We start from the raw sequence: 24,012 nt of genomic DNA, 5'->3' as shown, positions 1-24,012 counted from the left end.
TTCTTGGCGGCGTGGTCACGGCTTACCTTTGGGTTGGAACGGTGCTGGGCGTGGTCCCTGGCGGGGAAACCAGGGGGGCGGTGGCGAGGTGGTAAGTCACCACAGAACCGGACTCGACCTTGCGGCCGGCGTCGGGCTCGGACCTGACGAAGGTGCCCGCTTCCTGACCCGGGTCTCCGTCCTCGTCAGCGCCCTTGGCCCAGCGGAGCCCGGCCTTTTCGATGGCGGCCTGCACCTCGGCTTCGCTGCTGCCCACGCTGATGTCCGGAACGGTGACCGACTCAGGTCCCTTGGAGTAAGTCACCGTGATGGTCTCCCCGGCCTGGACCGGTCCGGCGGGGTTGATGTCGGTGACAGTGCCGGGGGCCGCGGGATTGAATACTTCCTTGCCGTCCACCTGGAGGCCGAGGGCGATGAGGTCTGCGCGGACCTGGGTGTACGGCCGGCCAAGGTAGCCATCGGGAATCAGGTTGATGGCCTCCGGAGTGATTTCCGTAGGAGTCGGCGTGGGGGTGGGCGTGGGACTTTCCGACGTCGGCGTTGGCGTCGGGCTGGCACTGGTGGTCACGGTGCGGCTTGGCGAGCTAGACGTGGTGCCCGCGGGGGTCTGCGGGAAAAGGATGCCCGCCTGCGTCAGCAGGATGCCCACGAGGGCAAACAGGACTAGGAGGATCAGCGCGATCAGCGGCCAGGTCCAGGGGCTGCGCCCCCGCCGCTGCGGCTCATCCGCCGGTTCCTCGTCGTATTGTTCCTCTTCCTGGACCCAACTGCGTTCGGCGGCCAGGGCGTCGGCCCGCGAGAGCGTGTTGCCGGCACGCGTTGCCGCGTCCCCGCCCGCTCCTGCTCCGGCTGCCCCGGCAGCGCTTCCTGCGGCAGCACCGGCAGCCGCGGCGCCCAGCACCGGCAGTGCGGAAGTCGCCGTCGTTGAGCTTTTCTCTGTGCCGATGACGCCGGTAGGTGCCGTCTGCGTCTTGACCGGGGCTGTGATGGCCCCGGTGGCGCCCTCGAAAAGCAGCATGCCGGGAACGGCGGCGTGGGCCGCGGAGATATCGCCGTTGCGGATTGCCTCTGCGGCCTCGGACAGTTTGATGGCGTTGGCCGGGCGGTTCTTCGGGTCCTTGGCCAGCATGGACATCAGGAGGGCCCGGACCGGCTTCGGCAGGGTCTCCGGCAGCGGCGGCGGGGCGTCGTTCACCTGAGCCAGCGCAATGGCGATCTGGGATTCACCGGAGAACGGCCGGTGACCCGAAAGGCACTCGTAGCCGATCACGCCGAGTGAATAGATGTCCGAAGCGCCGGTGGCCGTCTGCCCCGTTGCCTGTTCGGGCGCCAGATACTGGGCCGTTCCCATCACCTGGCCCGTCTGCGTCAGCGGAACCTGGTCGGCCAGGCGCGCGATGCCGAAGTCGGTGACCTTGACCCGCCCTTCCGGGGTGATGAGCAGGTTACCCGGCTTAATGTCGCGGTGCACCAGCCCTTGGGCGTGGGCCACCGACAGCGCGCGGGCCGTCTGGGCGATCATGGACAGCGTGCGGTCGGGCGAGAGGACCTGTTCGTGTTCGATGATGCTGCTCAGCGGCTGGCCGGGGACCAGCTCCATAACCAGGTAGGCCGATCCCTCCTCCTCGCCGTAGTCGAACACATTGGCAATGCCGACGTGGTTGAGCAGGGCGGTGTGGCGGGCCTCGGCACGGAAACGCTGGAGGAATCCGGGATCGCCCGTGTACTCCTCTTTGAGCACCTTGATCGCCACGATCCGGCCGAGGATGAGGTCCTTGGCCTTCCAGACTTCGCCCATGCCGCCGATCGCAATACGCGTGGTCAACTGGAATCTGCCGCCGAGGGTGATTCCTGATGTAGGCCTCACTTATTCAACACCGCCTCAAAAATCTTCTTTGCGTTCGGACTGGTTAGCTGTGCGCCGGTGGTGATGTCCACGCCTTGCATGACGATGGTGACAGACACCTGCGGGTCGTTGGCCGGGGCGAACCCGGTAAACCAAGAGTTGTTCAAGCCGTCGGTTCCGAGTTCCGCGGTGCCGGTCTTTCCGGCGACCTGAACACCCGGGACAGCGGCGCCGGCACCGATGCCATCGCTCACCACACTGGTCATCCATTCGGTGATCTGGCCGGCGATTTCCGGCGTGGTGGACGTCCTCAGTGCCGAGGGATTGGGTTCGTCGAGCACGCGCAGATCCGGGGACCGTACGGCCTTGATCAGGTTGGGAGCCATCTGCACTCCGCCGTTGGCGATGGCCGACGTCATCAACGCGACCTGCAACGGTGTGGCCCGGACGTCCCGCTGCCCGATGGAGGACTGGGCCAGTCCGGCATCGTCCAGGTTCCGGGGGAACGTGCTCTTTTGGTAGTCGAGCTTGAGCTGGTCGCCGAGTTCCTGGCCCCAGCCGAACTTGGCTGCCTGTTCGACGATGGCGCTCTCCCCGAGGTCGAGGGCGATCCTGGCAAAAGGCGTGTTGCAGGACTGCTGGAGCGCAAAGGCGAAGGTGGCGGTATTCCGCGTGTAGCAGTTGCCGCCGGCGTAGTTCGGCAGTTTGTACTGAATGCCGGGGAAGGACATCTCCGCCGGATTGGGCAACTGGCTGTCCGCGTTGTACTTCCCTGAGCCCAGTGCTGCCGCGGTGTCCACGAGCTTGAAGACCGAGCCCGGGGCCAGGAGTGCGCCCGTGGGGCCGCTGACGGACTGGTTCAGGTTGATCCCGGGAACCTTGATGATCTCGTTGTACGCAGCCTGTTCTTTGGTTGCGTCCTGCGTGGCGATCAGGTTGGGGTTGTAGGACGGCTTGCTGACCATGGCGAGGATGTCGCCGGTCTTGGGATCCGTGACCACGATCGAACCGCGCTGGCCGTCCGGAATGAGGTCGTACGCCAGCTTCTGGATCTTGGGGTCGATGGTCAGCTCCACGGAGGCGCCCTTGGGCTGGTTACCCAGGAAGAGCTGCCCGATGCGGTCCAGGAACTGCTGGTCCGAACTGCCCGCGAGCTGCGCGTCCATGGCGCGTTCGAGCCCGGTCACGCCGTAGTTCTTGGAGAAGTAGCCGGTGATGCCGGCGTACAGCTCGGGCTGGGTGTAGGTGCGCTGGAATTTGCACGTCTCGTTGCCCGGCACGGACTCCGCAATAGGAGAGCCAGCAACGAGGATAGCCCCGCGGTCATTGCAGTAGTTCTGCAGGATGGCGCGCTTGTTCCAGGCGTTAGCCTTGAGTTCGTCGGCGCCAACCACCTGAACGTAGCTCAGGGCACCGAAGATCAGTGCGAACATCGCGATCGCGGCAATCCACGAATGTCGAATGGCCTGGTTCACAGTTGTTTCACCGCCTCGGTGGGAGCGTCTGGAAGGGTTTGGGTGCTGTTCCTGCCCGGTCGTCCGCCGGCAGCGGAGGCAGGCCCGAATTTCTTCGCCTCAGGAGCACTGCCCGGCTGCAGGGGCGTCGTGTCCACCGGTCCGCGGGCCGTGTGGGAGATCATCAGCAGAAGGCCCACGATGATCCAGTTCGCCAGCAGGGATGATCCTCCGGCCGCGAGGAAGGGTGTGGTGAGGCCTGTCAGTGGGATGAGCCGGGTCACGCCGCCGATGACCACAAAGCACTGCAGTGCCACCGCGAAGGAGAGGCCGCAGGCCAGGAGCTTGCCGAAGGCGTCGCGGGTGCCGAGCGCCGCCCGGAAGCCACGGGTGAACAGCAACAGGTACATGAGGACAATGGCGAAGAGCCCGATCAGGCCAAGTTCTTCACCGAAGGACGCGATAATCATGTCGCTGTTGGCAAACGGCACGAGGTTCGGACGGCCCTGGCCGAGGCCGGTGCCCACCAGTCCGCCGCTGGCCATGCCGAACAGCCCTTCGACGATCTGGCCGCTGCCGCCGGGAGACCGGCCGAAGACTTCTTCCGTAAACGCATTGAGCCAGCCGTCGATGCGGAGTGCGACGTGCGAAAAGACCTTGGAGGCCACAAAGCCGCCGCCGAGGATCAGTGCCAGGCCAATGACCACCCAGCTGATCCGGCTCGTGGCAACGTAGATCATCACGATGAACAGGCCGAAAAAGAGCACGGAGGAGCCGAGGTCGCGCTGGAAGATGAGGACGCCGATGCTGACCAGCCATGCAGTGATCATGGGGCCCATGTCCTTGAACCGCGGGAACTGGAGCGGACCGATCTTGCGGCCCGCCAGCATGATGAGATCGCGGTTGGACGATAGATATCCGGCGAAGAATATTGCCAGCGTGATCTTGGCGACCTCCCCGGGCTGGAAGGTCATGGGGCCGAGCCTGATCCAGACGCGGGCACCCAGGATTTCGCCGGCAGAGATGCCCGGCACCAGGGGCAGGATCAACAGCAGCGCACTGACGGCCAGGGATATGTAGGTGAAGCGGCGCAGGACGCGGTGGTCCTTGAGGAACCAGATCACCGCAATGGCAACCGCCATGGCGATCAGCGTCCAGCGGAGTTGGTTGTTGCCGGTGTCTTCTCCGGGAGCGTCCAGACGGTGGATCATAGCCAGGCCAAGGCCGTTGAGGGCCACCACGATGGGAAGCATCACCGGATCGGCATATTTCGCCCGGAGGCGGAGAACTACGTGGAAGACGAGGGCAGCCAATGCCAACAGGCTGGATTGGAACCAGAAGTCGGTATCCAGTGCGGTTTGCTCGTCGACGCTGATCAGCGCGTTGGCGCCGATGCTGACGCACAGGGCCAGCAGGAGCAGCAGAAGCTCGACGTTGCGCCGGGGTTTGGGCATGGTATCGGCGTTGGTCATTGGCCCGCCTCACAGGTCGCGGTTGGGGTGGGTACGGCCGACGCTCCGCGGGTTGCCGTTGGCGACGTCGTCGGCCTCGGGCTGGTGGTCGCCGTGGGTCTTGGGGTTGCCGCAGGTGCCGTGCCCGTGGCTCGCGGCGATGCGGAAGGGGTGGGGGACGGAGTGATGCATTCGTCCGAGGGGGCGGTGGTGCCCGTACGTTCCAGGTTTTTGACGATGCGCTGGGCATCGTAGAGATCGCGCGCGGGCACTGTCTGGCGGACGCGCTGCTGGGAGAACTGGGGCAGCGTATCCATCCGGATGTCCGTGACCGCCTCCAGGGTGGACAGCTGGATGGGGCCGAGGCGCTGGGATACGCCGTTGAAGATGGCCACCCGCTGGTCGAATTCGCCGATGTAGTAGCGGGTCTGCGTCCAGGCGTACCCCAGCCACAGGCCTATGGCCAGGACAACAAGCGCCGCGGCGGCGATTCCCATGGTGATCCAGTGGCGCGGACGCCTCTCGGGCCCTAGCTCTTCGGCGCCTTCGCGGTCCTGGTCGGATTTGTGGGTGAGGACTGTTGCTGCCCGGCGCGCCACCGTGCGGCCTGCGATGGTGGGAATGGAACCCGTTGCGGCTGCCGTTACGGCTGCACCGACGAGGAGGTGCGGCCGGGAAGACAGCTCCTGGCGCAGCACTTCAGCTGTGAGGTGTTCGCCCAGATGGGGATCGGTGCTGGTGCCGGGTTCCTTGGCCGCAGCAGATTCGGAATCGTCGGCGGCTGCCGCGTCCGTTTCTTTGCCCTCAGCATCCGTTGTGGCCGCGTGCGTGGTGTCGGCAGCCGATGCCGCGGCTGGGACGGGCTTCGCGGGCCGGTCGGCCGGTTTCCCGGAATCAGCCGATGCTGCCGCGGGGGCCGGGGGCGTTGCCCCGGGCTCCCCGGCGAGAGGAACGACGTCGACGGCGGCTGTTCTGACGTCGTCGGCCGTTTCCTCGACAATTTCCGCCATGACGACGGTGACGTTGTCCGGAGCGCCGGCTTCGAGGGTGAGGTCCACGAGGGTTTCCACGCACTCGCGGAGGTCCTTGGTTTCCCGGACTGTCCGCTCCACGACATGGCCCGCAACGTAGTTCAGTCCGTCGGAGCACAGCAGCCAGCGTTCGCCGGGCTGCACGTCCAGGGTGGCGAGGTCCAGTTCAGGGCTCGCGTCAACATCCCCGAGGACGCGCATGAGGACGTTCTTGTGCGGGTGGGTTTCGGCTTCTTCGGGGCGCAGGCGGCCTTCGTCGATCAGCCGCTGGACAAACGTGTGGTCCACGCTGATCTGTTCAAATTCGCCGTCGCGCAGGCGGTAGGCGCGGGAGTCGCCGATGTGGGCGAAGTGAAGCTTGCCTTCGGCCAGCAGCAGGGCCGTTACCGTCGTGCCCATCCCGGCAAGCTTGGGATTGATGTGGACCAGTTCGGAGAGCAGGGAATTGGCGGTCTGGATTTCGTCGGCCAGGACGGTGCCGGCGTCGCCGTCGTATTCGTCCGTGTCCAGGTGGATCATGTCCAGAACCGTGGCGGCCGAGGCAACATCGCCGCCGGCGTGCCCGCCCATGCCATCGGCCACGACGGCCAGATGCTTGCCTACGTATGCGGAATCGTCATTCTTGGCACGGATGCGGCCGACGTCCGACCGGGCGGCGTAACGCAAGATGAGCGGCCGCTTCGAGGCTGGTGCCTTCTCCGCGGGAATGTCCGGAGCGGCCATGGCTATGGCCTCAATTCGATGACCGTCTTGCCGATTCTCACGGGTACACCAAGGTCCACGGGAAGGGCCCGGGTGAGCTGCTGGTCGGCCAGGTACGTGCCGTTGGTGGAGCCGAGGTCCTCAATGAACCACCGGCTTCCTTGCGGGAAGAGCCGTGCATGCCTGCCGGAGGCATAGTCGTCCTCAAGCACGAGGGTGGCCTCCTGGGCACGGCCCAGCAGGATGGGGCTCGCAGCCAGCGGAACGGTGGTCCCCTTGAGCGGGCCTTCGGTCACCACCAGTTGCCGCGCCTGTTGCTTAACGGGGGCGGGGGGCGGCTCGGCGAGTTCGGGGTTCTTGCGGACTTGCCGTGCCGTGGGCGCACCCGTGGCGGCCTTGCGGCCGATCATGAGGTCGCGGCGCATAGCGGAGACGATGCTGAAGATGAGAACCCAGAGAAGCAGAAGGAAGCCGAAGCGCAGGGCGGTAATGGTCAGTTCGCTCATGGGCGGCCGCCAGTGTTGGCGGGCAGGAGGCGGAAGATGATTTTGGTCCGTCCCATCGTGATGGTGGAGCCGTCAGTAAGCTCCATGCTGCCGGCCACTTTGTGTCCGTTGACGTAGCTGCCGTTAGTGGAACCCAGATCCACGGCCGTGGTGGTGCCGCCGGCGGTCTGGATTTCCAGGTGGCGGCGCGAAACTCCGGTGTCGTCCACCAAAATGTCAGCTTCTGATGAACGGCCCAGGACGATTGAAGGTGCATTGAGTGAATACCGCTGGCCGTCGATGTCCAGGACCGGCTGCAGGCGGACCGGCTGGCGGCTGGGCGCTGCAGGTACATTGGTGCGCGGCGCGGCCGGCGCGGGGGCGGAGGATTTTTCGGTCTTCGAGGTGATCTCGAAGTCTCCGGCACGGTGTGCCTCATCCCGCCGGAAGGAAATCCGGACAGGGCCCTGCAGTGTGTAGCCCTGGCTGCGGACATGGTTGATCACCACATCACAGAGTTCCTCGGCCAGCGGCGTGCCCCACTCCTGGGCCCGTTGGAAGTCGTCGTCGCTGAGCATCACGTCAAAGACATTGGGGGCAAGGGTGCGTCCGGCGGCAACGGTGATGGCCTTGTGGTCCACTTCGCGGCGCAGGCGGCTGGCAATTTCCACAGGCTCAACCTGGGCCTTGGAACCGGTGGAGAAGACGCCGCGGACGGCCTTTTCGATGCCACGCTCGACTTTGTCCAGCAAACCCATGGTCCCTCTCCTTTCCTTGCAGCTGCAGGGCAGCACATCTCGTGGAACTCAACTGGCAACGCAGGTCACAACAGAACAGCGGGCCCGCAGGAAGCGGACGCCTATACATTTGATACTACTTGCCACGCCTGCGAATGACCTTAATCCACAACGCGCCGGACGCTCGATTCGTTCACACCGGAAGCCCGGGTGTTGGCGGGATCACACGTCATTGGACGCAGTCCCGCCGGTGCGAAGAGGGCGAAGGGGCCTATGGCAATGACTGGTGACGGGGCCGCTGCCGCGCCCCGGAAAGGCCCGATTGGCATTTTGCCCGGATTGTCCGTTATGCTTGATCTCGCTGCTTTTACGAGGTTGAAACTCCGGATTCCGGGGCTAAAACCAAGTGGAGGAAGTTGCGCGCGAGTGGCGGAACGGCAGACGCGCTGGCTTCAGGTGCCAGTGTCCGAAAGGGCGTGGGGGTTCAAATCCCCCCTCGCGCACGCATCAGAAACACCCCGGACTTTGGACCGGGGTGTTTCTTTTTGCCCTGCCGCTTGGGAGCACGGGCTCCCAGGAAGCCGTGCGGCCCGGAAACCCTGCCTCTCGGAGCCCTGCTGCTCGTAAGCCCGCCCGCTCGGCGGCGGCTCAAACGCCGCCCAAGCTCGGATGGGAGGGGCAGATCAGGAGACCGGCGTGACCAGGGTTCCGTCGGCCGCGAACTGCGCGAGATTCGCGAGCGTGAGTTCGGCCATGGCGGCCCGCGTCTCGTGTGTTCCGCTTCCCAGATGAGGCAGCAGGACCACGTTGTCCATTGCCAGCAGGTCCTGGGGGACCTTCGGCTCATCAGCGTAGACATCCAGGCCGGCGCCGGCCAGCTTACCGGCGAGCAGGGCCGCCACCAGAGCCTGTTCGTCCACGACTGAGCCCCTGGCGATATTGATGAGGTAACCGTCAGGGCCGATCGCCTCGATGACGTCACTGTCAACCACATGCACGGACTCCGGCCCGCCGGCTGCTGCCACGATGAGCACATCCGAATTCCGGGCGAGTTCCACCGGGGACGACGCATATGCATACGGAACGCCGGCAGCCTCGTTCCGATTGTGATAGCTGATGGTGCAGTCGAAGCCTTCGAGCCTGCGCGCGATCACCTTTCCGATCCTCCCCAGCCCGAGAATTCCCACGCGCTTTCCGCTCGCCTTGGTGGCGAGGGGAAAGTTGCCTTTACGCGTCCAGTCAGCCCTGCGGACGTAGCGGTCTGCGGCGCTGGTGCGCCGCAGCACGTCCACGTACAGGGCCACGGCGGTGTCCGCCACGCAGTCGTTGAGGACATCCGGCGTGTTGCTGACCGAAATTCCCCGTTCTGCTGCCTGCCTGGTATCGGTTGTGTCGTAGCCAACCCCGAAGTTCACCACAGCTCGGAGATTAGGGAGGGCGCGCATCAATTCAGATCCCACGCCAAAGCGCCCCGACGTGACGGCGACGTCAAACGTGCTGCCGTGGCGTTCCAGGAACTCCGCCTGGTCAGCCGCGGAATCGGGGAGCCTGACGGCCCCGTACTCGTCGACCACCGCATCTTGGACGGTTTGCATTAGTGGGCCTACCTGCAGGACAGCGACGTTGTTGTTCATACCCTGCACAGTAGGTTCGGTGATCCATACGAGTCCAACAGGCAATATGCATCGATCGATCCAAGATGTGTATTGGTCCGCCTAATTTCGCGGATTCGCGGGGCCAGCGGGGATGCGTGGCGTCCGTCACATCCATCCGGTGCGCGGCAAAGGGCCCGACGCGGTGGTGGGCCGGCCCTCCGTCCCCTTGTGGTGTTTTTGAAAGCTCCACTAGCTTGAGTCCAGCGCGGCTCCCAGCTCCCTGTCCACATCATCGGCATAGCTGCAGCCTGCCGCGCTCCACTAATCCGGAGGATCCAATGACGTCTTCTTCAACACCCCTATTCCCCGCATCGGCGGTCAAATGGCCGGCCCTTGCGGCCGGAGCACTTCTTGCGCTGAGCGGCTGCGCCGTTTCCAACTCTGAGGCTGCACCTGCATCCGGAAGCGCACTGCGCGTGGTCCTTGGCCAGGAACCGCCGACGCTGGAGGCCTGCGAATCAAACCTCACGTCCACCGGTGTAGTGGTGCGCTCAAACGTCACTGAGCCGCTGGTAGAGCGAAATCCCCAAACCGGCGAACTTGAACCGCTGCTGGCAACGGAGTGGAAAGCAACGTCAGACACGGAATGGACGTTCAAGCTGCGCGAAGGCGTGAAATTCCAGGACGGCACACCGTTCAATGCGGAAGCTGCGGCGTTCACCATCGACAGGGCCGTCAACTCCAAGCTCGGCTGCAACGTGGAAGGCTACGTGTTCGGCGATGCCGACCTGAAAGTGAAGGCCGTCGATGCCACGACCCTCACCGTCACGACGCCGGAGCCGGACCCCATTCTTCCGCTGCGTCTTTCCTTCCTGGAAGTGGTGCCGACATCCACGAGCACCACCGCGAAGGTCCGCGAACCGATCGGCACCGGGCCGTACAAAATCGAGAAGTGGGACGCCGGCCAGAAAATCACGCTGAGCAGCTGGGACGGCTACTGGGGCGATAAGCCTGCCTATGCCAAGGCCGAGTACCAATGGCGCTCCGAGAGCTCCGTGCGGGCGGCCATGGTTACCAGCGGCGAGGCCGATGTGGCCATGGGCCTCAGCCCCGACGACAGCGTGGGGGAACTCGGCGTTGACTACCCCAATAATGAGACGGTTGCCCTTCGGCTGGATGCCACCAAAGCGCCGCTGAACGACATCCGCATCCGCCAGGCAGTGAACTACGCCATCGACAAAGAGGGAATCGTGAGCTCCCTCTACCAGGGCAAGCACAAGGTGGCGGCCCAGCTGGTCCCCGAAGGCATTGTGGGACACAACTCCGCGCTGAAGGGTTGGGCCTTCGACCTGGACAAGGCCAAGGCACTCGTGGCCGAGGCCAAGGCCGCCGGCGTGGACACGTCTGCGCAGATCTCCCTCGTGGTCCGAAGCGCACAGTTTCCCAAAATCACTGAACTCGCGCAGGTCCTCCAGGAGCAGCTGAGCCAGGCCGGACTGAATGTGAAGCTGAAAATGCTGGAAACGAGCCAGCACCTGACGTACCAGGTCCGCCCGTTCGCTGCCGATGAGGGCGCGGTAGCCCTGATGACCCAGCACGGCAACCAGGCGGGCGACGCGGCCTTCACCGTTGACCAGTACATGCTGTCCACCGGAGCGCAGAGCTACTTCGGCACCCCGGAGTTTGATGCCTTGATCAAGAAGGGGGATGCGGCGTCGGGTGATGAGCGGAAGAAGGCCTTCGAGGACATCTTCGCCTACCAGAACGACAAAGTCGTCCAGTTTGCCCACATCTCGCACCAGACCGGCATCATCGGCAAGTCCAAGTCCGTGAACTACACGCCGAACTCCTCCAGCGGCGATGAGCTGCGTGTTTCGGAAATGACCCCGGCAAGCTAGCCCCGGTCTCCAGGAAAAGAAGGACAGCCATGCTGATCTACTTGAGAAAGCGGATAGCCTCCAGTGCGCTGCCGTTGGTGGTGGTCATCGTAGGTGTTTTCGCACTAGCGCGAATGACCGGAAATCCGGCGGGCCTGTATCTGCCCCTGAACGCAACACAGCAGATGCGCGATGACTTCACCGCACGCAATGGCCTCGACCAACCCCTGCTGGTGCAGATGGCGGACTATTTCGGCGGGGTGCTGAGGCTCGACTTTGGCCAGTCCCTCCGGACCGGCCAGGACGCGGCCGCCATGGCACTGCGCGCCTTTCCCGCCACCTTGCAGCTGGCCGCCACCACCATGGTGCTGGCCGTCCTGCTGGCACTGGTGGTGGGATGCTGGGCCGCGCTGAAGCCGAACGGCGTGGCCGACCGCATCTCCAGTTTCGTCTCCATGGCTGCGGCTTCGATTCCTGATTTCTGGCTCGCCATCGTGGGCATCTGGGTTTTCGCGATAACCCTGGGCTGGCTCCCGACATCCGGTGTATCGGGGGCCGGCGCCTGGGTCCTGCCCATCGCAACCCTGCTGCTGCGGCCTTTTGGCGTCCTGGTCCAGATCGTCCGGGGATCCATGGTTTCCGCATTGTCTGAGCCCTACATCAAGCTGGCGCGCAGCCGCGGTGCCGGCGAACTGCGGGTAGTCACGCATCACGCACTGCGCAACGCCGCCGCACCGGCGCTGACGGTGGCAGGCGACCTGACGGTGGGCCTGGTCAACGGAGCGGTGGTGGTGGAAACCATCTTCGGCTGGCCGGGGATCGGCAAGCTCATGATCGATTCCATCCTGCAGCGCGACTTCGCCGTGCTGCAGGCGGCAGTGCTGCTCACCGCCGTCGCGATCTTTGCGTTGAACATCCTGATTGACATGGGCTACGCGCTGCTGGACGCACGCGTCCGGCCCGTCACGGCAAGGGCTTAGGAGTAGGCATGAAGAGTTCATTCACAGAGCCCGCAGTACAGGAGCGGCCGCCGGCGGACGCGCGGCCGCAACCAAAGAAAGAGAAGGGAAAGCAGGACGGGAACCTCAGCCTTTTCCGGCTCCTCCTGAAGGACCGCTTTGCCGCGGCATCCGCGCTGGTCCTGATCATCATTGGCCTGACCGCCATCATTGGTCCCTCCCTCATGGGTGACCTGGCAACCAAACAGAATCTTCTCTTCGCCAACAAGGCTCCCTTTTCCCTGGCCAATGGCTGGGAGTACTTCCTGGGAAGCGACTCGTTGGGGCGAAGCATGCTCGCGCGGCTGGTCGTGGCCAGCCGCACCACGTTCTCCGTCGCGTTGCCTGCAGTGGCCGCGGCCCTCGTGATCGGTTCCCTGTGGGGCGTCTGGGCCGGCTACCACCGCGGCTGGCGTGAAAACGTGTCGATGCGGATCGCGGACGTCATCATGAGCTTCCCGTCGCTGCTGCTCGCCGTCGTCGTTCTTTACGTGTTCAGCCCCAGTGCCGGAAACATCGTGCTGATCCTGGCCCTTACCCGTATTCCTATCTATCTCCGTACGGCGCGGGCCGAATCGGCCGAGCTGCAAAGCAGGACGTTCGTGGATGCGGCCCGGACGTTTGGCGCAAAGCCCAACGCCATCATCGGCCGCCACGTCATCCCGGTGGTCCTGCCGACCCTTCTCACGCTCGCCACGCTCGAATTCTGCTACGTCATGCTGGCCGAATCGTCCCTCAGCTTCCTCGGCATCGGGATCCAGCCGCCGGACGTCAGCTGGGGTCTCATGGTTTCGCAGGGCAGGCAGTATCTGCAGACCGCATGGTGGCTTTCCATCTTTCCTGGCGTCGCGATTGTGGTCACCACCATCGCCGCCAACGTCCTGGCCGCGTGGCTGCGGATCGCCACCGATCCGGCCCAGCGCTGGCGCCTGGCACTTCCCCGCAAGCGGCTGATTGTCCGCATTCCCGTCAAGGAGGCAAAGCCGTGAAGACTGCTGCCCAAACCGTGCTCACCGGACAGTCCCGGGCACGTGATGTTGTCCTTAGTGTCCGGGACCTGGCTGTGGACATCCGGACGCACCGGGGAACCGTCCGGGCTGTCAATGGCGTGGGCTTTGAGGCCCGTGCGGGCGAGACCCTGGCACTGCTCGGGGAATCCGGTTGCGGAAAGTCCATGACGGCCAAGGCCCTCGCCGGCATCATGGACCCCGTCTGCGATCTTGCCGGCGGAGAGATCGTGCTCAACGGAACAGACCTGGCAGCCCTGACGCCCAAGGAACGGCTCAAGTTCGCCGGGCCCGAACTGGGGATCGTCTTCCAGGACGCCCTGACTGCCCTCAACCCGGTCTATCCGGTCGGCACACAACTCGGCGAGGCTTTTCGGATCCACCGGGGACTCAGCGCCAAGGAAGCCAAAGCCGAGGCGATCGAGTTGATGAAGCGGGTGGGGATTCCCGAACCCGAGTCCCGGGTCAATTCGTATCCCCACCAGTTCTCCGGCGGCATGCGCCAGCGCATACTGATCGCCATGGCAGTGGCGCTGAATCCGCGCCTGCTCATAGCGGACGAACCCACCACGGCCCTGGACGTCACCGTCCAGGCGCAGATCATGCAGCTCCTGCGGAAGCTGCGCGAGGAGGGGCAGATGGCCGTGGTGCTGATCACGCACGACCTCGCGGTTGTTGCCGAGGAAGCCGACACAGTGGCCGTGATGTACGCCGGAAACGTGGTGGAGAGCGGACCGGTTTCCGAGGTCTTCAACGATCCGCGGCATCCGTACACGAAGGGGCTGCTCGAGTCCGTTCCCGTCCACGTGGAGCGCGGCGCCCACCTGAAGTCAATCGCCGGAAGCCCGCCCGAGCTCCATGACATCCCTTCCGGCTGCGTCTACCAGTCACGCTGCCCCCTCGCGCAGGACATCTGCCGGGCCGAACGTCCCCGGCTGCTGCCGGTGAACGGAAGCGTCGCCGTCGTCAAAAGCGGCGCCGAGAACGACGCCGACAACGGCTTGGGTGCCGACGCCGACCTCGGCGGTGGCGACCCTGCCGGCAACTACGCCGGAACCCGGCCGCCGCGGCCGGGCCGGGTTGCAGCCTGCCACTTCAGCAAGGAGTCAAACAATGTCTGAGCCGCTTCTGCAGATCGACGGCCTGTGCAAAACGTTCCACGTGGCCAAGAGCGCCAGCGGCAACACTCGCCTTAAAGCCCTGGACGGAATCAGCCTCACGGTCGGGCGCGGGGAGACCCTCGGCCTGGTGGGTGAATCGGGCTGCGGAAAATCCACCCTGGCCCGGACCCTCATGATGCTGGAGACGCCGGACGCTGGGACCGTGACCTTTGAAGGCACCAACCCGTTCGGGCTCCGCGGCAAGGAGCTGCTGAACTGGCGGCGACGGGTCCAGATGGTGTTCCAGGACCCGTTTGCCTCCCTTAACGCGCGCATGAGCGCCGGCGACATCATCGCCGAGCCCTGGGCCACCCACCGGAGCCTCTACCCGTCATCTCGGGAGCGCGAAGCCCGCGTGCGCGAGCTGCTCGAGATGGTGGGGCTGCGCCCAACTGACGCCCGGAAATCACCGCAGGAATTCTCCGGCGGACAGCGGCAAAGGATCGGCATTGCGCGTGCCCTTGCCCTGAATCCGGACGTCATCATTCTGGACGAACCGGTCTCCGCGCTCGATCTCTCCGTCCAGGCACAGGTCCTCAACCTGCTCAATGACCTCCAGCAGGAACTCGGCGTCTCCTACATCTTCATTTCCCATGATCTGACCGTCGTGCGGCATGTGGCCGATCGTGTGGCAGTGATGTACCTGGGCAGAATTATCGAAACGGGAGACACCGAGGAGGTCTTCGACCATCCGCGGCACCCGTACACTGCTGCGCTTATGTCCGCCTCGCCCAGGCTCGATGTCACGGGGGCGAAGCGGGACCGCATCGTCCTCCAGGGTGAGCTCCCGTCCCCGTTGGACCCTCCGTCGGGATGCCGCTTCCGTACCAGGTGCTGGAAGGCGCAGGACATCTGCGCCGAGGTGGCACCCGAGCCGCGGGTGGCGACTGCCGCCGATGGCACGCTGCACCTGGCCGAATGTCACTTTCCGCTCGAATCCGTCAGGGGCCTCACGGGCGCCACAGCCGCCGCCGGGTGACGGGCGCGGAGTGCGCCGTCATCGCCGTCGTGATCTTCCTGGCCGCCTGCCTGCAGGCGTCAACGGGGTTCGGCTTGGGGATGCTGGCCGCGCCGGTGGTGGCCATGGTGGATCCGACGCTGTTGCCGGCCACGCTTATTCTCCTGGCGCTGCTCGTGACCGTCATGGTGACCGTCCGGGAACGGCAGCACCTGGATCTTCGCGGGACCGGCTGGGCCCTGGCGGGCAGGATCCCCGGAAGCTTCCTGGGGGCATGGCTCGTTGCCGCGCTGTCCAAGGAGGGACTGGCCTGGGTGGTGGCAGTGGTGGTGCTCAGCGGTTTGGTTCTGGCCATCAGGGGGTGGGCTCCCAAGCCGGTGCGGCTCAATCTCATCGCTGCAGGCGCCGCTTCGGGCATCATGGGCACCGCCACATCCATCGGAGGCCCGCCCATGGCCCTGGTCTGGCAGGGCCATCAGGGATCGCGGTTGCGGGGCACCATGAGCGCGTTCTTCATGATCGGCTCCGCAATTTCCCTGGCGTCGCTGGGGGTCGCGGGCGCCGTGACGCCGGAGATTTTGACGCTTGCGCTGTGGATGGTGCCTGCGGTGCTGGGAGGCTATCTGGCCTCGCGGGTCGTGAACCGCTTCCTGAACGCCGCGCGCCTGAAGTTACTGGCGCTGGGGGCGTCAGCACTGGGAAGCCTGCTGCTGACGGGGCAACTGGCCCTGGCTGCCTTGCTGCCCTGACCGGCCCGTCTTCGCTGGGACGCCCGCTGTCCCGGGCGCCCCTGCCCCGACTCAGACCCGTGGCACCACGTTGAACAGCTCCCGGCCTTCCGCCAGCCGCCTGATATTGGAAGCGATGTCCGCCGCCCGGCGTTCGAAGGTGATCCGCGCATGGCCGGAGTGGTGCGGTGTCAGAACGGTATTGGGCAGCGTTCCGAACGGCAGTTCCGCCGGGGGCACCACGCCGTCAGCCGGGGATCCCCACCACACGTCAATGCCCGCCCCGGCGATGCGACGGGACTGCAGGGCGTCGAACAACGCACGCTGGTCCACCACCGGCCCCCGCGCAACGTTAATAAGGAACGCCGTTGGCTTCATGGCTGCGAACTCCGGCGCCCCGATCATGCCCTTGGTCGAAGAATCCAAGGGCACGGTGACCACCACGACGTCGGACGCGGCCAGCAGCTCCGGGAGCTGGTGGATGCCGCCCACCCAGCTCAGCTCAACCCCCTCCGCGACGCGGGCATCCGGATTCCTGCGGACGGCGCGGACGTCCATGCCCAGCAGTCCGGCGACGCGGGCCACTTCGGTGCCGATGGAGCCCAACCCCACGAGTCCCATGGTCATACCTCCGCCCAGCGTCGGGTGGAAAGGCGCCTCGGGATCGGTGGCAATGGTCCGCCAGGTGCCGCCGCGAACTGCGTGGTCGGAGACCACCACGTTACGCGACAGCATCAGCGTGACCATGAGGACGTGTTCGGCGATGGGCCGCGCATGGTGGAAGGTGTTGGCCACCATGGTTCCCGGAGCAAGTTCCGCTAAGGAGATCCTGTCGTAGCCGGCGCCCGTGACGTGCACGAGCTCCGCCCCGCTGGCGGCGGCCGCCTGGGCCGGACTGAGTGCTGAACAAACGACGACGTCGGCACTCGCCAGCGCATCCAGCTGGCGGTGGGGAGTCCAAGCCGCCGCCATGTCCCAGTGGTGGGTGCCGCCGTCGTGCTTGAGCTGATCCTCAAAGCGGCTGATGATGGGGTCGGTGACCACGATCCTCAGGCTTTTTCCGGAAGTCTCCGGGGCGCTCACCAGCGCGGGCTCTGGAGTTCATAGGAGGGGTGCAGCCGTTTCATGTAGCCGGTGTCATCCCGGCTCCTGAGCCCGCAATCCAGATACTGGAGGTGGAGCCGCTCCAGCGCGTCACGGTCCAGCTCGATCCCCAGCCCGGGGCCGGTGGGAACCTGAACAGCCCCCTTGGCGAAGGTGAAGGTCCCGGCAGGGATGACGTCCTCGTCCGGATCCTTCCACGGCCAGTGCGTGTCGCATGCATAGTCGAGGTTGGGCGTCGCTGCTGCGAGGTGGACCATCGCGGCGAGACTGATGCCCAGATGCGAGTTCGAGTGCATGGACAGGCCCAGGCCGAAGGTTTCGGTGATGCCGGCCAGGGACTGGGAGCGGCGCAGGCCTCCCCAGAAATGGTGATCGGAGAGGATGACATCCACCGCGCCCGCCGCAACGGCAGGAGCCACGTCAGCGAAGCTCACCACGCACATGTTTGTGGCGAGCGGCATCCCCACTTCGCGACGGACGGCGGCCATTCCCTCAATGCCGGGCGTGGGATCCTCGAGGTATTCCAGGATGCCGTCCAGTTCCTTGCCCACGCGGACGGACGTGTCCACGGTCCAGGCACCGTTGGGATCGATCCGGAGCGGCATTGCGGGGAATTCGGCGCGCAGTGCTTTGACGGCCGCCACTTCCTCCTCGGGCGGGAAGACGCCGCCCTTGAGCTTAAGGGCGGAAAAGCCGTACTCGTCCACCATCTTCCGGGCCTGCCGGACGATGCCGGCGGGGTCCAGTGCCGAACCCCAGGAGTCGTCTTCCTGGCCGGGGTGTTCGGACCACTTGTAGAACAGGTAGCCGCTGAACTGCACGGTCTCGCGGACAGCCCCGCCGAGAAGGTCGCTGACGGGGCGGCCGAGAAGCTTTCCCTGGATGTCGAGGGCAGCGACATCGAAGGCAGATAGGACGCGGTCGGTGGTGCTGGAACCGGTCACAATTCCGCTCATGCCGTGGCCGCCCTGGACAATATCGTGCTGAAGCGCCGCTGCGACGCGGCGCCGGAGTTCGTTGATGCTAAAGACGTCAGTGCCGGTAAGGGCTGCGGCTGCGGCGTGGAGGCGGGCCAAGTGGCCGGCGTCGCCATAGGTTTCGCCCACTCCGGTGATGCCGGAATCGGTGTGGACTTCCACGATGGCGCGGAGGGCATAAGGCTCATGGACCCCCACGGTGTTCAGCAGCGGCGGGTCCTTGAAAGCTACGGGTGTGATGGTGACGCTCGTGATGATGACCTGGTCCAGGTGTTCTGCCTGCTTGTCCACGGGGTTCACTACGGTGTGCTCCTAGGTTCTGCTTGGTGATGCTGTTCCGTCAGGGTTTTCCGCAGCTGGTCCCGGCCCCGCAGGGGAAGTTTCGCAACTGCCGTCCCGATGACCATAATGGGATCAATTGATCCACGTCCAAGCTAATTTGTGCACCCGATCATCCACGAAAGGTATTGATGTTTACCTTGCCCCAGCTCGAGGCGTTCGTTGCCGTTGCCGAGGAGCTGCACTTCGGCGCGGCGGCGGAGAGGCTCAATATGACGCAGCCTCCGTTGAGCCGGCAGATTCAGATTCTGGAGAAAAAGCTGGGGACGCAGCTGTTCGGCCGCACCAGCCGGAAGGTCGAGCTGACGCCCGCCGGTGCCCTGCTGCTGCCCAGGGCGCGGCAGATCTTGGACATGTGCATCAAAACGGAGCTGGATGTGCGCAGGGTTTCGTCGGGTGAGTTGGGTGCCATCACCGTGGGCTACACGGCGATCGCCGGCCAAAGTGTGCTGCCGCTACTTTTGCGGCGTGCAGCTGACAGCATGCCAGGGGTCTCGTTCATGCTGCGGGAACTGGTCTCCACGGACCAGATGGACGGGCTGGTGAAGGGCAGCGTGGACATCGGCCTCCTGCGGCCCATTGTGGCTCGTCCCGGGATCATGTCGCGGCCCCTCATGAGGGACCGCCTGGTTGTGGCGCTGCCGGCAGGCAGCTCCATGCTGGGAAGCATGCCCCTCAAGGAGGGCGCCCCGCTGCCGTTGGGAAAGCTCGACCGTCTTCCCCTCCTGATGTACTCCACCAAGGAAGCCAGGTACTTCCATGATCTGGTGCTCAGGCTGTTCGCCAGTGCCGGGGCCCATGCCAACATCACGCAATATGCCAGCCAGATTCCGGCGTTGCTCGCCTTTGTGCAGGCCGGGCTGGGAGTGACTCTTGTGCCGGCGTCCGCCATGGCCTCGGCGCCGGCCGGCGTTGAATTCCACGAAATTGACGGGAGCCTCGGCATCCAGGAGCTCAACCGCGTGGACCTTGAGCTGGCCTGGAACGAAGAGACCGCCAACCCCGCCGTGCGGCGCCTCCTTGAGCTGATCGACTCCGCCGGGCTGGTGGCCCCGGACGGCGGCAGCTAGGCACATCACCGGCTGCCAGCCGCCCGGCCGCCAGTCTGGTTCCGTCGCCGCCCCGCCGTTGGCCGCCTCAAGCGGGGGCTATCTTGCCCCCGCGGCGGCAAGCCGGGTTTCCGTCTCCGCGGGCGTTTCTGCTGCGGCCGTCGCGGGAGGGGCTTTGCGTTCCTTGAGGAAGTAGACGAGCCCTGCGGCAACTGTGGACGCCGCCGCCAGCGCGAAGAGGCCCGGCACGACGCTTCCGGTCTGTTCCTTGATGATGCCGAATCCGAACGGGGCCACGAAGCCGCCTAGGTTGCCCAGGGAGTTGATGATGGCGATGGCCGGGGCGAGGACCAACGGGTGCAGTCCGGACTGGGGGATGGTCCAGAACAGCGGTGATGCGCTCTTGAAGCCCATGGCTGCGACAGCCAGGAAAACCAGGGCCAGGACCGGGGAGGCGATGGCCGCGGCGAACGTGCCCACCGCAGCGACCAAGAGTGCAACCACCAGCAGCGGGCGCTTCGACTTCGCCTTGTCCTGCCACTTGGCCGCGAAGTACATGGCGAACACGGCGCAGACCCACGGAATGGCCGAGAGGAAACCGACGCTCAGGTCCGTGGTGCCGGGGATCTGCTTGACGATGCTGGGCAGCCAGAAGGTGTTGGCATAGATCGAGAGCTGGACCGAGAAGTAGATTCCGCAGAGGAGGAGGATCTGCGGGTTCAGCAGCATCTTCCAGCGGTTGATCTTGGCGCCGCTGACGGTGGCGTGCTGGGCGTCCTCGTCCGCGATGGCCTTGGCCAGAGCGGCTTTTTCGTTGACCGAGAGCCACTTGGCGTCCTGGATCTTGGCGTCGAGGAGGAAGAACACCACGATGCCGACGACGACAGACAGCAGGCCCTCAAAGCCGAACAGCCACTGCCAGCCGCGGATGCCCAGTACGTCGTGGAGGCTGAGAAGCATTCCGGCGATCGGACCCGAGAGTGCGGCGGCGACTGACGAGCCGGCGATGAAAATCGCGGTCGCCTTGCCCCGCTGGCCGGCCGGGACCCAGCGGGCGAAGTAGAAGATGACGGCGGGGAAGAACCCGGCTTCGGCTGCCCCGAGCAGGAAACGCAGTACGTAGAACATCGTCTCGTTCTGCACGAAGGCCATCAGGAATGAGACGATGCCCCAGCTGATCATGATCCGGGTCAGCCACACCTTTGCGCCGTACTTCTCCATCATCACATTGCTGGGAAGTTCAAAGATGGCGTAGGCGATGAAGAACAGGCCGGCTCCGAAGCCGTAGGCGGCAGCGCCGATGCCCACGTCCGCTTCGAGGTGCTCATGGGCGTAGCCGATGTTGGACCGGTTCAGCTGGTTGCATACGAGCATGACCAGCATGATGGGCAGCACGCGCTTGAAAAACTTCTTCGAGGCGAGGGCCACGTCCGTGACAGCGGTGTCTACAGACTGCATGGGTAGTTCCTTTGAATAGGCGACGCAGGTCGACTGGCGACGGGCGAAAGTCCTGTGGTCCGTGCCACAGCGACGTCATTCACTGTATTTGCCGCTGGTGATGCGCGTCCAACACACAATTTGCATTACGGAATACCTTGGAGGAATTACGGGTTCGTCTGATGCTTGCCGGAACGCATTCGCTGTGTCAGCCGGCGGCCGGCGCCGGGGCGCGCAGGCGGCGTCGGGAGTTCGCCAGGTGGCTACGCATGGCTGCTGACGACGACGATTCGTCACCTTCCGCGATGGCCGCATAGATCGACTCGTGTTCATGGACGACCTGGTCGAAGTGGTCGCGGGCGTATTGCTCGACGCCCGTCATTAGCCGGGTCCGCGGCATGGCGATCATGGTCTGGCCCAGGGACGCGAGGCAGTCGGAATAGAACGGGTTTCCGGACGCCGCGGCGACGGCACGATGGAACTCGTAGTCGGCCTTCATGGCGTGGGCCGGGTGCCCGACGCTGGAGGTGAACTCCTCGAGGGCCTTAAAAACTGCCCTCAGCTGCCGGTCTGTGCGGTTCCTGGCTGCGAGTGCCGCGGCCTCGGACTCCACGCCCGTCCGGAACTCGAGCAGGTGAAGGCGGTCCTCCATGGTGACCACAGCACGCGTGCCTCGGACCGACGTCGGGCCGTCCGGGGGCGGGGTCAGCGCAAAGCTGCCCCGCCCCCGTTCGGTTTCCACGAGTCCTTCGGCCTGAAGCCGGGTGAGTGCAGAACGGACCACTGTGCGGCTGACGCCGAACTCGTTGATCAGGGTGTTTTCGCTCGGTAGCTTGTCTCCGGGCTGAATGGCGCCGTCGACAATGCGGGTGCGAAGATCAGCGGCGAGGTCCGCGGTGAGGTTCCGGCTCATGGGTTCAAGGTTACGCGCCGAACTCCACCGAATCCGTGGTCCAGGCGCGTGCCTGGTCGCTCAGGCTTACGCCCAGCCCCGGGCGGTCCGGAACGATCATGCGGCCGTTCTTGGTTTCGAGGCGTTCGTTGAACAGGGGATCGAGCCAGTCGAAGTGCTCCACCCACGGTTCACGCGGGTAGGCGGCGGCGAGGTGCAGATGGATCTCCATGGCGAAGTGCGGGGCAAGACCCAGGCCGCGTTCGTCAGCGAGGGCGGCGAGGCGAAGGAACTGCGTGATGCCGCCGACGCGCGGAGCGTCGGGCTGGATGATGTCGCAGCCGTTGGCGTTGATGAGGCCCTTGTGTTCGGCAACGGAAGCGAGCATTTCGCCGGTGGCGATGGGTGTGTCCAGGACGGAGGCGAGGTGGGCGTGGCCCTCGAAGTCGTAGGCGTCCAGCGGTTCTTCAATCCACACGAGGTTGAATTCCTCGAGCTGGCGGCCCATACGCAGCGCGGTGGCGCGGTCCCACTGCTGGTTGGCATCCACCATGAGCGGAACGTCCCAGCCGATGTGTTCGCGGATTCCTGCCACGCGGCAGAGGTCCTCGGCGGTGTCGGGCAGGCCCACCTTGATCTTGATGCCGCCGATGCCCTCTTCGACTGACTGGGTGGCGCGCGCCTTGACCTCGTCGAGGGTGGCATTGAGGAAGCCGCCGGAGGTGTTGTAGGTCTGGACGGAGTCGCGGTAGGACCCCAGGAGCTTGGCCAAGGGCAGGCCGGCGCGCTTGGCCTTGAGGTCGTAGAGAGCGATGTCGATCGCGGCCAGGGCCTGCGTGGCCACGCCTGAGCGGCCCACGGAGGCGCCGGCCCAGAGGAGCTTGGTGTAGATCTTGCCGATGTCGTTGGGATCCTCGCCGATGATGCCTTCGGCGACTTCCTTGGCGTGGGCGTACTGGGCCGGGCCTCCGGCGCGCTTGGAGTAGCTGAAGCCGATGCCGCTGTGTCCCTGCTCCGTCGTGATTTCGGCGAAGAGGAAGACGACTTCGGTCATCGGCTTCTGGCGTCCGGTGAAGACCTTGGCGTCGCTGATTGGAACGGCCAGCGGGAGCCTCGCAGTGGAAAGTTTGACGTGCCGGATGAGATCGACCGTGCTCATGGGTTCTCCTTGAAGACTAGGGGGCAACATGGCCCGCGCTTCTTAGGTTACAAGTAGCAAACTTGTATTACAAGTAAAGCGCCCAATTCACACCGGGGAGACTGCGCTAAGCCGCACAGTGCCCCTCCGCACTTCCTTGCTTGACAGCCGTTCCGGTGGTGGTTCTCAGTTTCGGAGTTGGTGGTTTCTTCGAGGTATCTGGCGGGGGTCGATGTGGGGTGGCGGGATGAACCAGGGGATTCCTGATCGCATGTGGATGGTCCATTGTTCTTTGTGGATGAGGTGGTGGTGATGGGAGCACAGGAGGGTGCCGTTTTCGGTGCTGGTGGGTCCGCCGTGTGACCAGTAGGTGGTGTGGTGGGCTTCGCACCAGGGGGCGGGGATGGTGCAGTTGGGGAAGGTGCAGCCTTGGTCGCGGGCGGTGATGGCTTTGCGGATGTGGGGCGGGAAGATGCGGGTGGTGCGGCCGATGTCGAGGATGCGGCCTTCGCTGCCGAGCAGGATGGGGATGATGTCGGCGTCGCAGGCGATTTTGCGGATGGTGGCGGGGGTGACGGGCCCGGTGTAGGTGAACGTGCCGGTGCCGGTGCCGGGCGGCGGGTTAGTGGCGGGCCCGGGGCCGGGGTTTCCGGTGGTGGTGTAGCGGGGTCCGTTGGTGGCAGCCGTTTCGAGGCGGTTGAGGAGGTCCTGGTAGCTGATGGTGGCCATGATCTGGGGCCGGAGTCCGCCGGTGGCGGGCAGGCATCCCGCGGCCAGGGCTGCCTTGCAGGCGCCGACGAGGCCGTCGAGGAGTTGTTGGGGCCGGGTGCGGCGTTCGAGGTGGACGTTTTCGGCGGCGTTTTCGGCCGCGGCGCCGAACCCCGGCCCGGCGTGAGCTCCCGCAGCCGTGCCTTCACCGGTGTCGGCGCCCGTGGTGGTGGTGGTGCCGTCTCCGCCGTCCTCCGCGTTTCCGGTGCCGGTGGTGGGTTGGGTGCGGGGGTTGGTGGCGGTGTTCATGACGGTGAGGAGGTGTTCGTACTGGTCGGG

At 65.2% G+C, this 24,012-nt stretch carries 20 protein-coding genes and 1 tRNA gene; 8 read left to right on the top strand and 13 right to left on the bottom strand.

Annotation, left to right across the window (positions count from 1 at the left end; all coding sequences use genetic code 11):
• Window positions 1-22 precede the first annotated feature (22 nt).
• Genes CXQ90_RS11420 through CXQ90_RS11395 form a run of 6 tightly spaced genes read right to left on the bottom strand, consistent with a single transcriptional unit; the run spans window position 23 to window position 7,727 of the window.
• Window positions 23-1,867 (bottom strand): protein kinase, encoded by a 1,845-nt coding sequence (locus CXQ90_RS11420; RefSeq protein ID WP_104139249.1) that lies wholly within the window; start codon window positions 1,865-1,867, stop codon window positions 23-25.
• Window positions 1,864-3,321 carry a penicillin-binding protein 2 gene (locus CXQ90_RS11415; RefSeq protein WP_104139247.1) on the bottom strand — a complete coding sequence of 486 codons (1,458 nt, stop codon included), beginning with the start codon at window positions 3,319-3,321 and terminating at the stop codon, window positions 1,864-1,866. The genes CXQ90_RS11420 and CXQ90_RS11415 overlap by 4 nt, the downstream gene beginning before the upstream one ends.
• Entirely contained in the window at window positions 3,318-4,772 is a 1,455-nt protein-coding gene (locus CXQ90_RS11410) for an FtsW/RodA/SpoVE family cell cycle protein (protein ID WP_104139246.1), read from the bottom strand. The genes CXQ90_RS11415 and CXQ90_RS11410 overlap by 4 nt, the downstream gene beginning before the upstream one ends.
• The gene (locus CXQ90_RS11405; protein WP_104139244.1) at window positions 4,769-6,505 is read right to left on the bottom strand and encodes a PP2C family serine/threonine-protein phosphatase; all 1,737 of its coding nucleotides are present in this window, start codon (window positions 6,503-6,505) and stop codon (window positions 4,769-4,771) included. Before CXQ90_RS11405 ends, CXQ90_RS11410 begins: the two co-directional genes overlap by 4 nt.
• Window positions 6,506-6,507: 2 nt before the next feature.
• Entirely contained in the window at window positions 6,508-6,990 is a 483-nt protein-coding gene (locus CXQ90_RS11400; RefSeq protein ID WP_104139243.1) for an FHA domain-containing protein, read from the bottom strand.
• Window positions 6,987-7,727 (bottom strand): DUF3662 and FHA domain-containing protein, encoded by a 741-nt coding sequence (locus CXQ90_RS11395; RefSeq protein ID WP_104139241.1) that lies wholly within the window; start codon window positions 7,725-7,727, stop codon window positions 6,987-6,989. Before CXQ90_RS11395 ends, CXQ90_RS11400 begins: the two co-directional genes overlap by 4 nt.
• A gap of 399 nt (window positions 7,728-8,126) precedes the next feature.
• On the opposite strand from CXQ90_RS11395, the gene CXQ90_RS11390 reads away from it, so the two are divergent.
• Window positions 8,127-8,209, top strand: a tRNA-Leu gene (locus CXQ90_RS11390).
• Window positions 8,210-8,389: 180 nt separating this feature from the next.
• On the opposite strand, the gene CXQ90_RS11385 is transcribed toward CXQ90_RS11390, so the two are convergent.
• Window positions 8,390-9,340 carry a 2-hydroxyacid dehydrogenase gene (locus CXQ90_RS11385; RefSeq protein WP_104139240.1) on the bottom strand — a complete coding sequence of 317 codons (951 nt, stop codon included), beginning with the start codon at window positions 9,338-9,340 and terminating at the stop codon, window positions 8,390-8,392.
• 299 nt (window positions 9,341-9,639) lie between these two features.
• Between CXQ90_RS11385 and CXQ90_RS11380 the strand changes: the two genes are divergently transcribed.
• Genes CXQ90_RS11380 through CXQ90_RS11355 form a run of 6 tightly spaced genes read left to right on the top strand, consistent with a single transcriptional unit; the run spans window position 9,640 to window position 16,050 of the window.
• A complete protein-coding gene (locus CXQ90_RS11380) occupies window positions 9,640-11,199 on the top strand; it encodes an ABC transporter substrate-binding protein (protein WP_104139238.1) in 1,560 nt (519 codons plus the stop codon).
• 29 nt (window positions 11,200-11,228) lie between these two features.
• Entirely contained in the window at window positions 11,229-12,158 is a 930-nt protein-coding gene (locus tag CXQ90_RS11375) for an ABC transporter permease (protein ID WP_104139237.1), read from the top strand.
• An 8-nt stretch (window positions 12,159-12,166) separates the two neighbouring features.
• Window positions 12,167-13,165 carry an ABC transporter permease gene (locus CXQ90_RS11370; RefSeq protein ID WP_104139235.1) on the top strand — a complete coding sequence of 333 codons (999 nt, stop codon included), beginning with the start codon at window positions 12,167-12,169 and terminating at the stop codon, window positions 13,163-13,165.
• Window positions 13,162-14,304 carry an ABC transporter ATP-binding protein gene (locus CXQ90_RS11365; RefSeq protein ID WP_258064500.1) on the top strand — a complete coding sequence of 381 codons (1,143 nt, stop codon included), beginning with the start codon at window positions 13,162-13,164 and terminating at the stop codon, window positions 14,302-14,304. The genes CXQ90_RS11370 and CXQ90_RS11365 overlap by 4 nt, the downstream gene beginning before the upstream one ends.
• Entirely contained in the window at window positions 14,297-15,322 is a 1,026-nt protein-coding gene (locus CXQ90_RS11360) for an ABC transporter ATP-binding protein (protein ID WP_104139234.1), read from the top strand. Before CXQ90_RS11365 ends, CXQ90_RS11360 begins: the two co-directional genes overlap by 8 nt.
• The gene (locus tag CXQ90_RS11355; RefSeq protein ID WP_104139232.1) at window positions 15,319-16,050 is read left to right on the top strand and encodes a sulfite exporter TauE/SafE family protein; all 732 of its coding nucleotides are present in this window, start codon (window positions 15,319-15,321) and stop codon (window positions 16,048-16,050) included. Before CXQ90_RS11360 ends, CXQ90_RS11355 begins: the two co-directional genes overlap by 4 nt.
• A 51-nt stretch (window positions 16,051-16,101) precedes the next feature.
• Here CXQ90_RS11355 and CXQ90_RS11350 read toward each other — a convergent pair whose 3' ends face one another.
• Both CXQ90_RS11350 and CXQ90_RS11345 read right to left on the bottom strand, forming a co-directional pair.
• Window positions 16,102-17,073, bottom strand: a complete 972-nt coding sequence (locus CXQ90_RS11350; RefSeq protein ID WP_258064499.1) for a 2-hydroxyacid dehydrogenase — start codon at window positions 17,071-17,073, stop codon at window positions 16,102-16,104.
• A 35-nt stretch (window positions 17,074-17,108) separates the two neighbouring features.
• Entirely contained in the window at window positions 17,109-18,410 is a 1,302-nt protein-coding gene (locus CXQ90_RS11345) for a glucarate dehydratase family protein (protein ID WP_219816675.1), read from the bottom strand.
• A 170-nt stretch (window positions 18,411-18,580) separates the two neighbouring features.
• Between CXQ90_RS11345 and CXQ90_RS11340 the strand changes: the two genes are divergently transcribed.
• Window positions 18,581-19,519: a LysR family transcriptional regulator gene (locus tag CXQ90_RS11340; protein WP_104139229.1), complete on the top strand. Its 939-nt coding sequence runs from the start codon at window positions 18,581-18,583 to the stop codon at window positions 19,517-19,519.
• 78 nt (window positions 19,520-19,597) lie between these two features.
• Here the strand turns inward: CXQ90_RS11340 and CXQ90_RS11335 are convergent, their stop codons facing one another.
• From CXQ90_RS11335 to CXQ90_RS11320, 4 genes are all read right to left on the bottom strand, one after another.
• Window positions 19,598-20,956 (bottom strand): MFS transporter, encoded by a 1,359-nt coding sequence (locus CXQ90_RS11335; protein WP_104139227.1) that lies wholly within the window; start codon window positions 20,954-20,956, stop codon window positions 19,598-19,600.
• Window positions 20,957-21,143: 187 nt separating this feature from the next.
• Window positions 21,144-21,848: a FadR/GntR family transcriptional regulator gene (locus tag CXQ90_RS11330; protein WP_104139226.1), complete on the bottom strand. Its 705-nt coding sequence runs from the start codon at window positions 21,846-21,848 to the stop codon at window positions 21,144-21,146.
• A gap of 10 nt (window positions 21,849-21,858) precedes the next feature.
• Window positions 21,859-22,986 (bottom strand): mandelate racemase/muconate lactonizing enzyme family protein, encoded by a 1,128-nt coding sequence (locus CXQ90_RS11325; protein WP_104139224.1) that lies wholly within the window; start codon window positions 22,984-22,986, stop codon window positions 21,859-21,861.
• Between the two features lie 165 nt (window positions 22,987-23,151).
• Window positions 23,152-24,012 (bottom strand): HNH endonuclease signature motif containing protein (locus CXQ90_RS11320; protein ID WP_146068889.1); only part of this gene is annotated, 861 nt, incomplete at its 5' end.

It is taken from the genome of Arthrobacter sp. ZGTC131 (genome assembly GCF_002929275.1).
In the GTDB taxonomy this organism is placed as follows: domain Bacteria; phylum Actinomycetota; class Actinomycetes; order Actinomycetales; family Micrococcaceae; genus Arthrobacter.
Note: the sequence above shows the minus strand (reverse complement) of the source record. Positions and strands in the feature narration are given on the sequence as shown.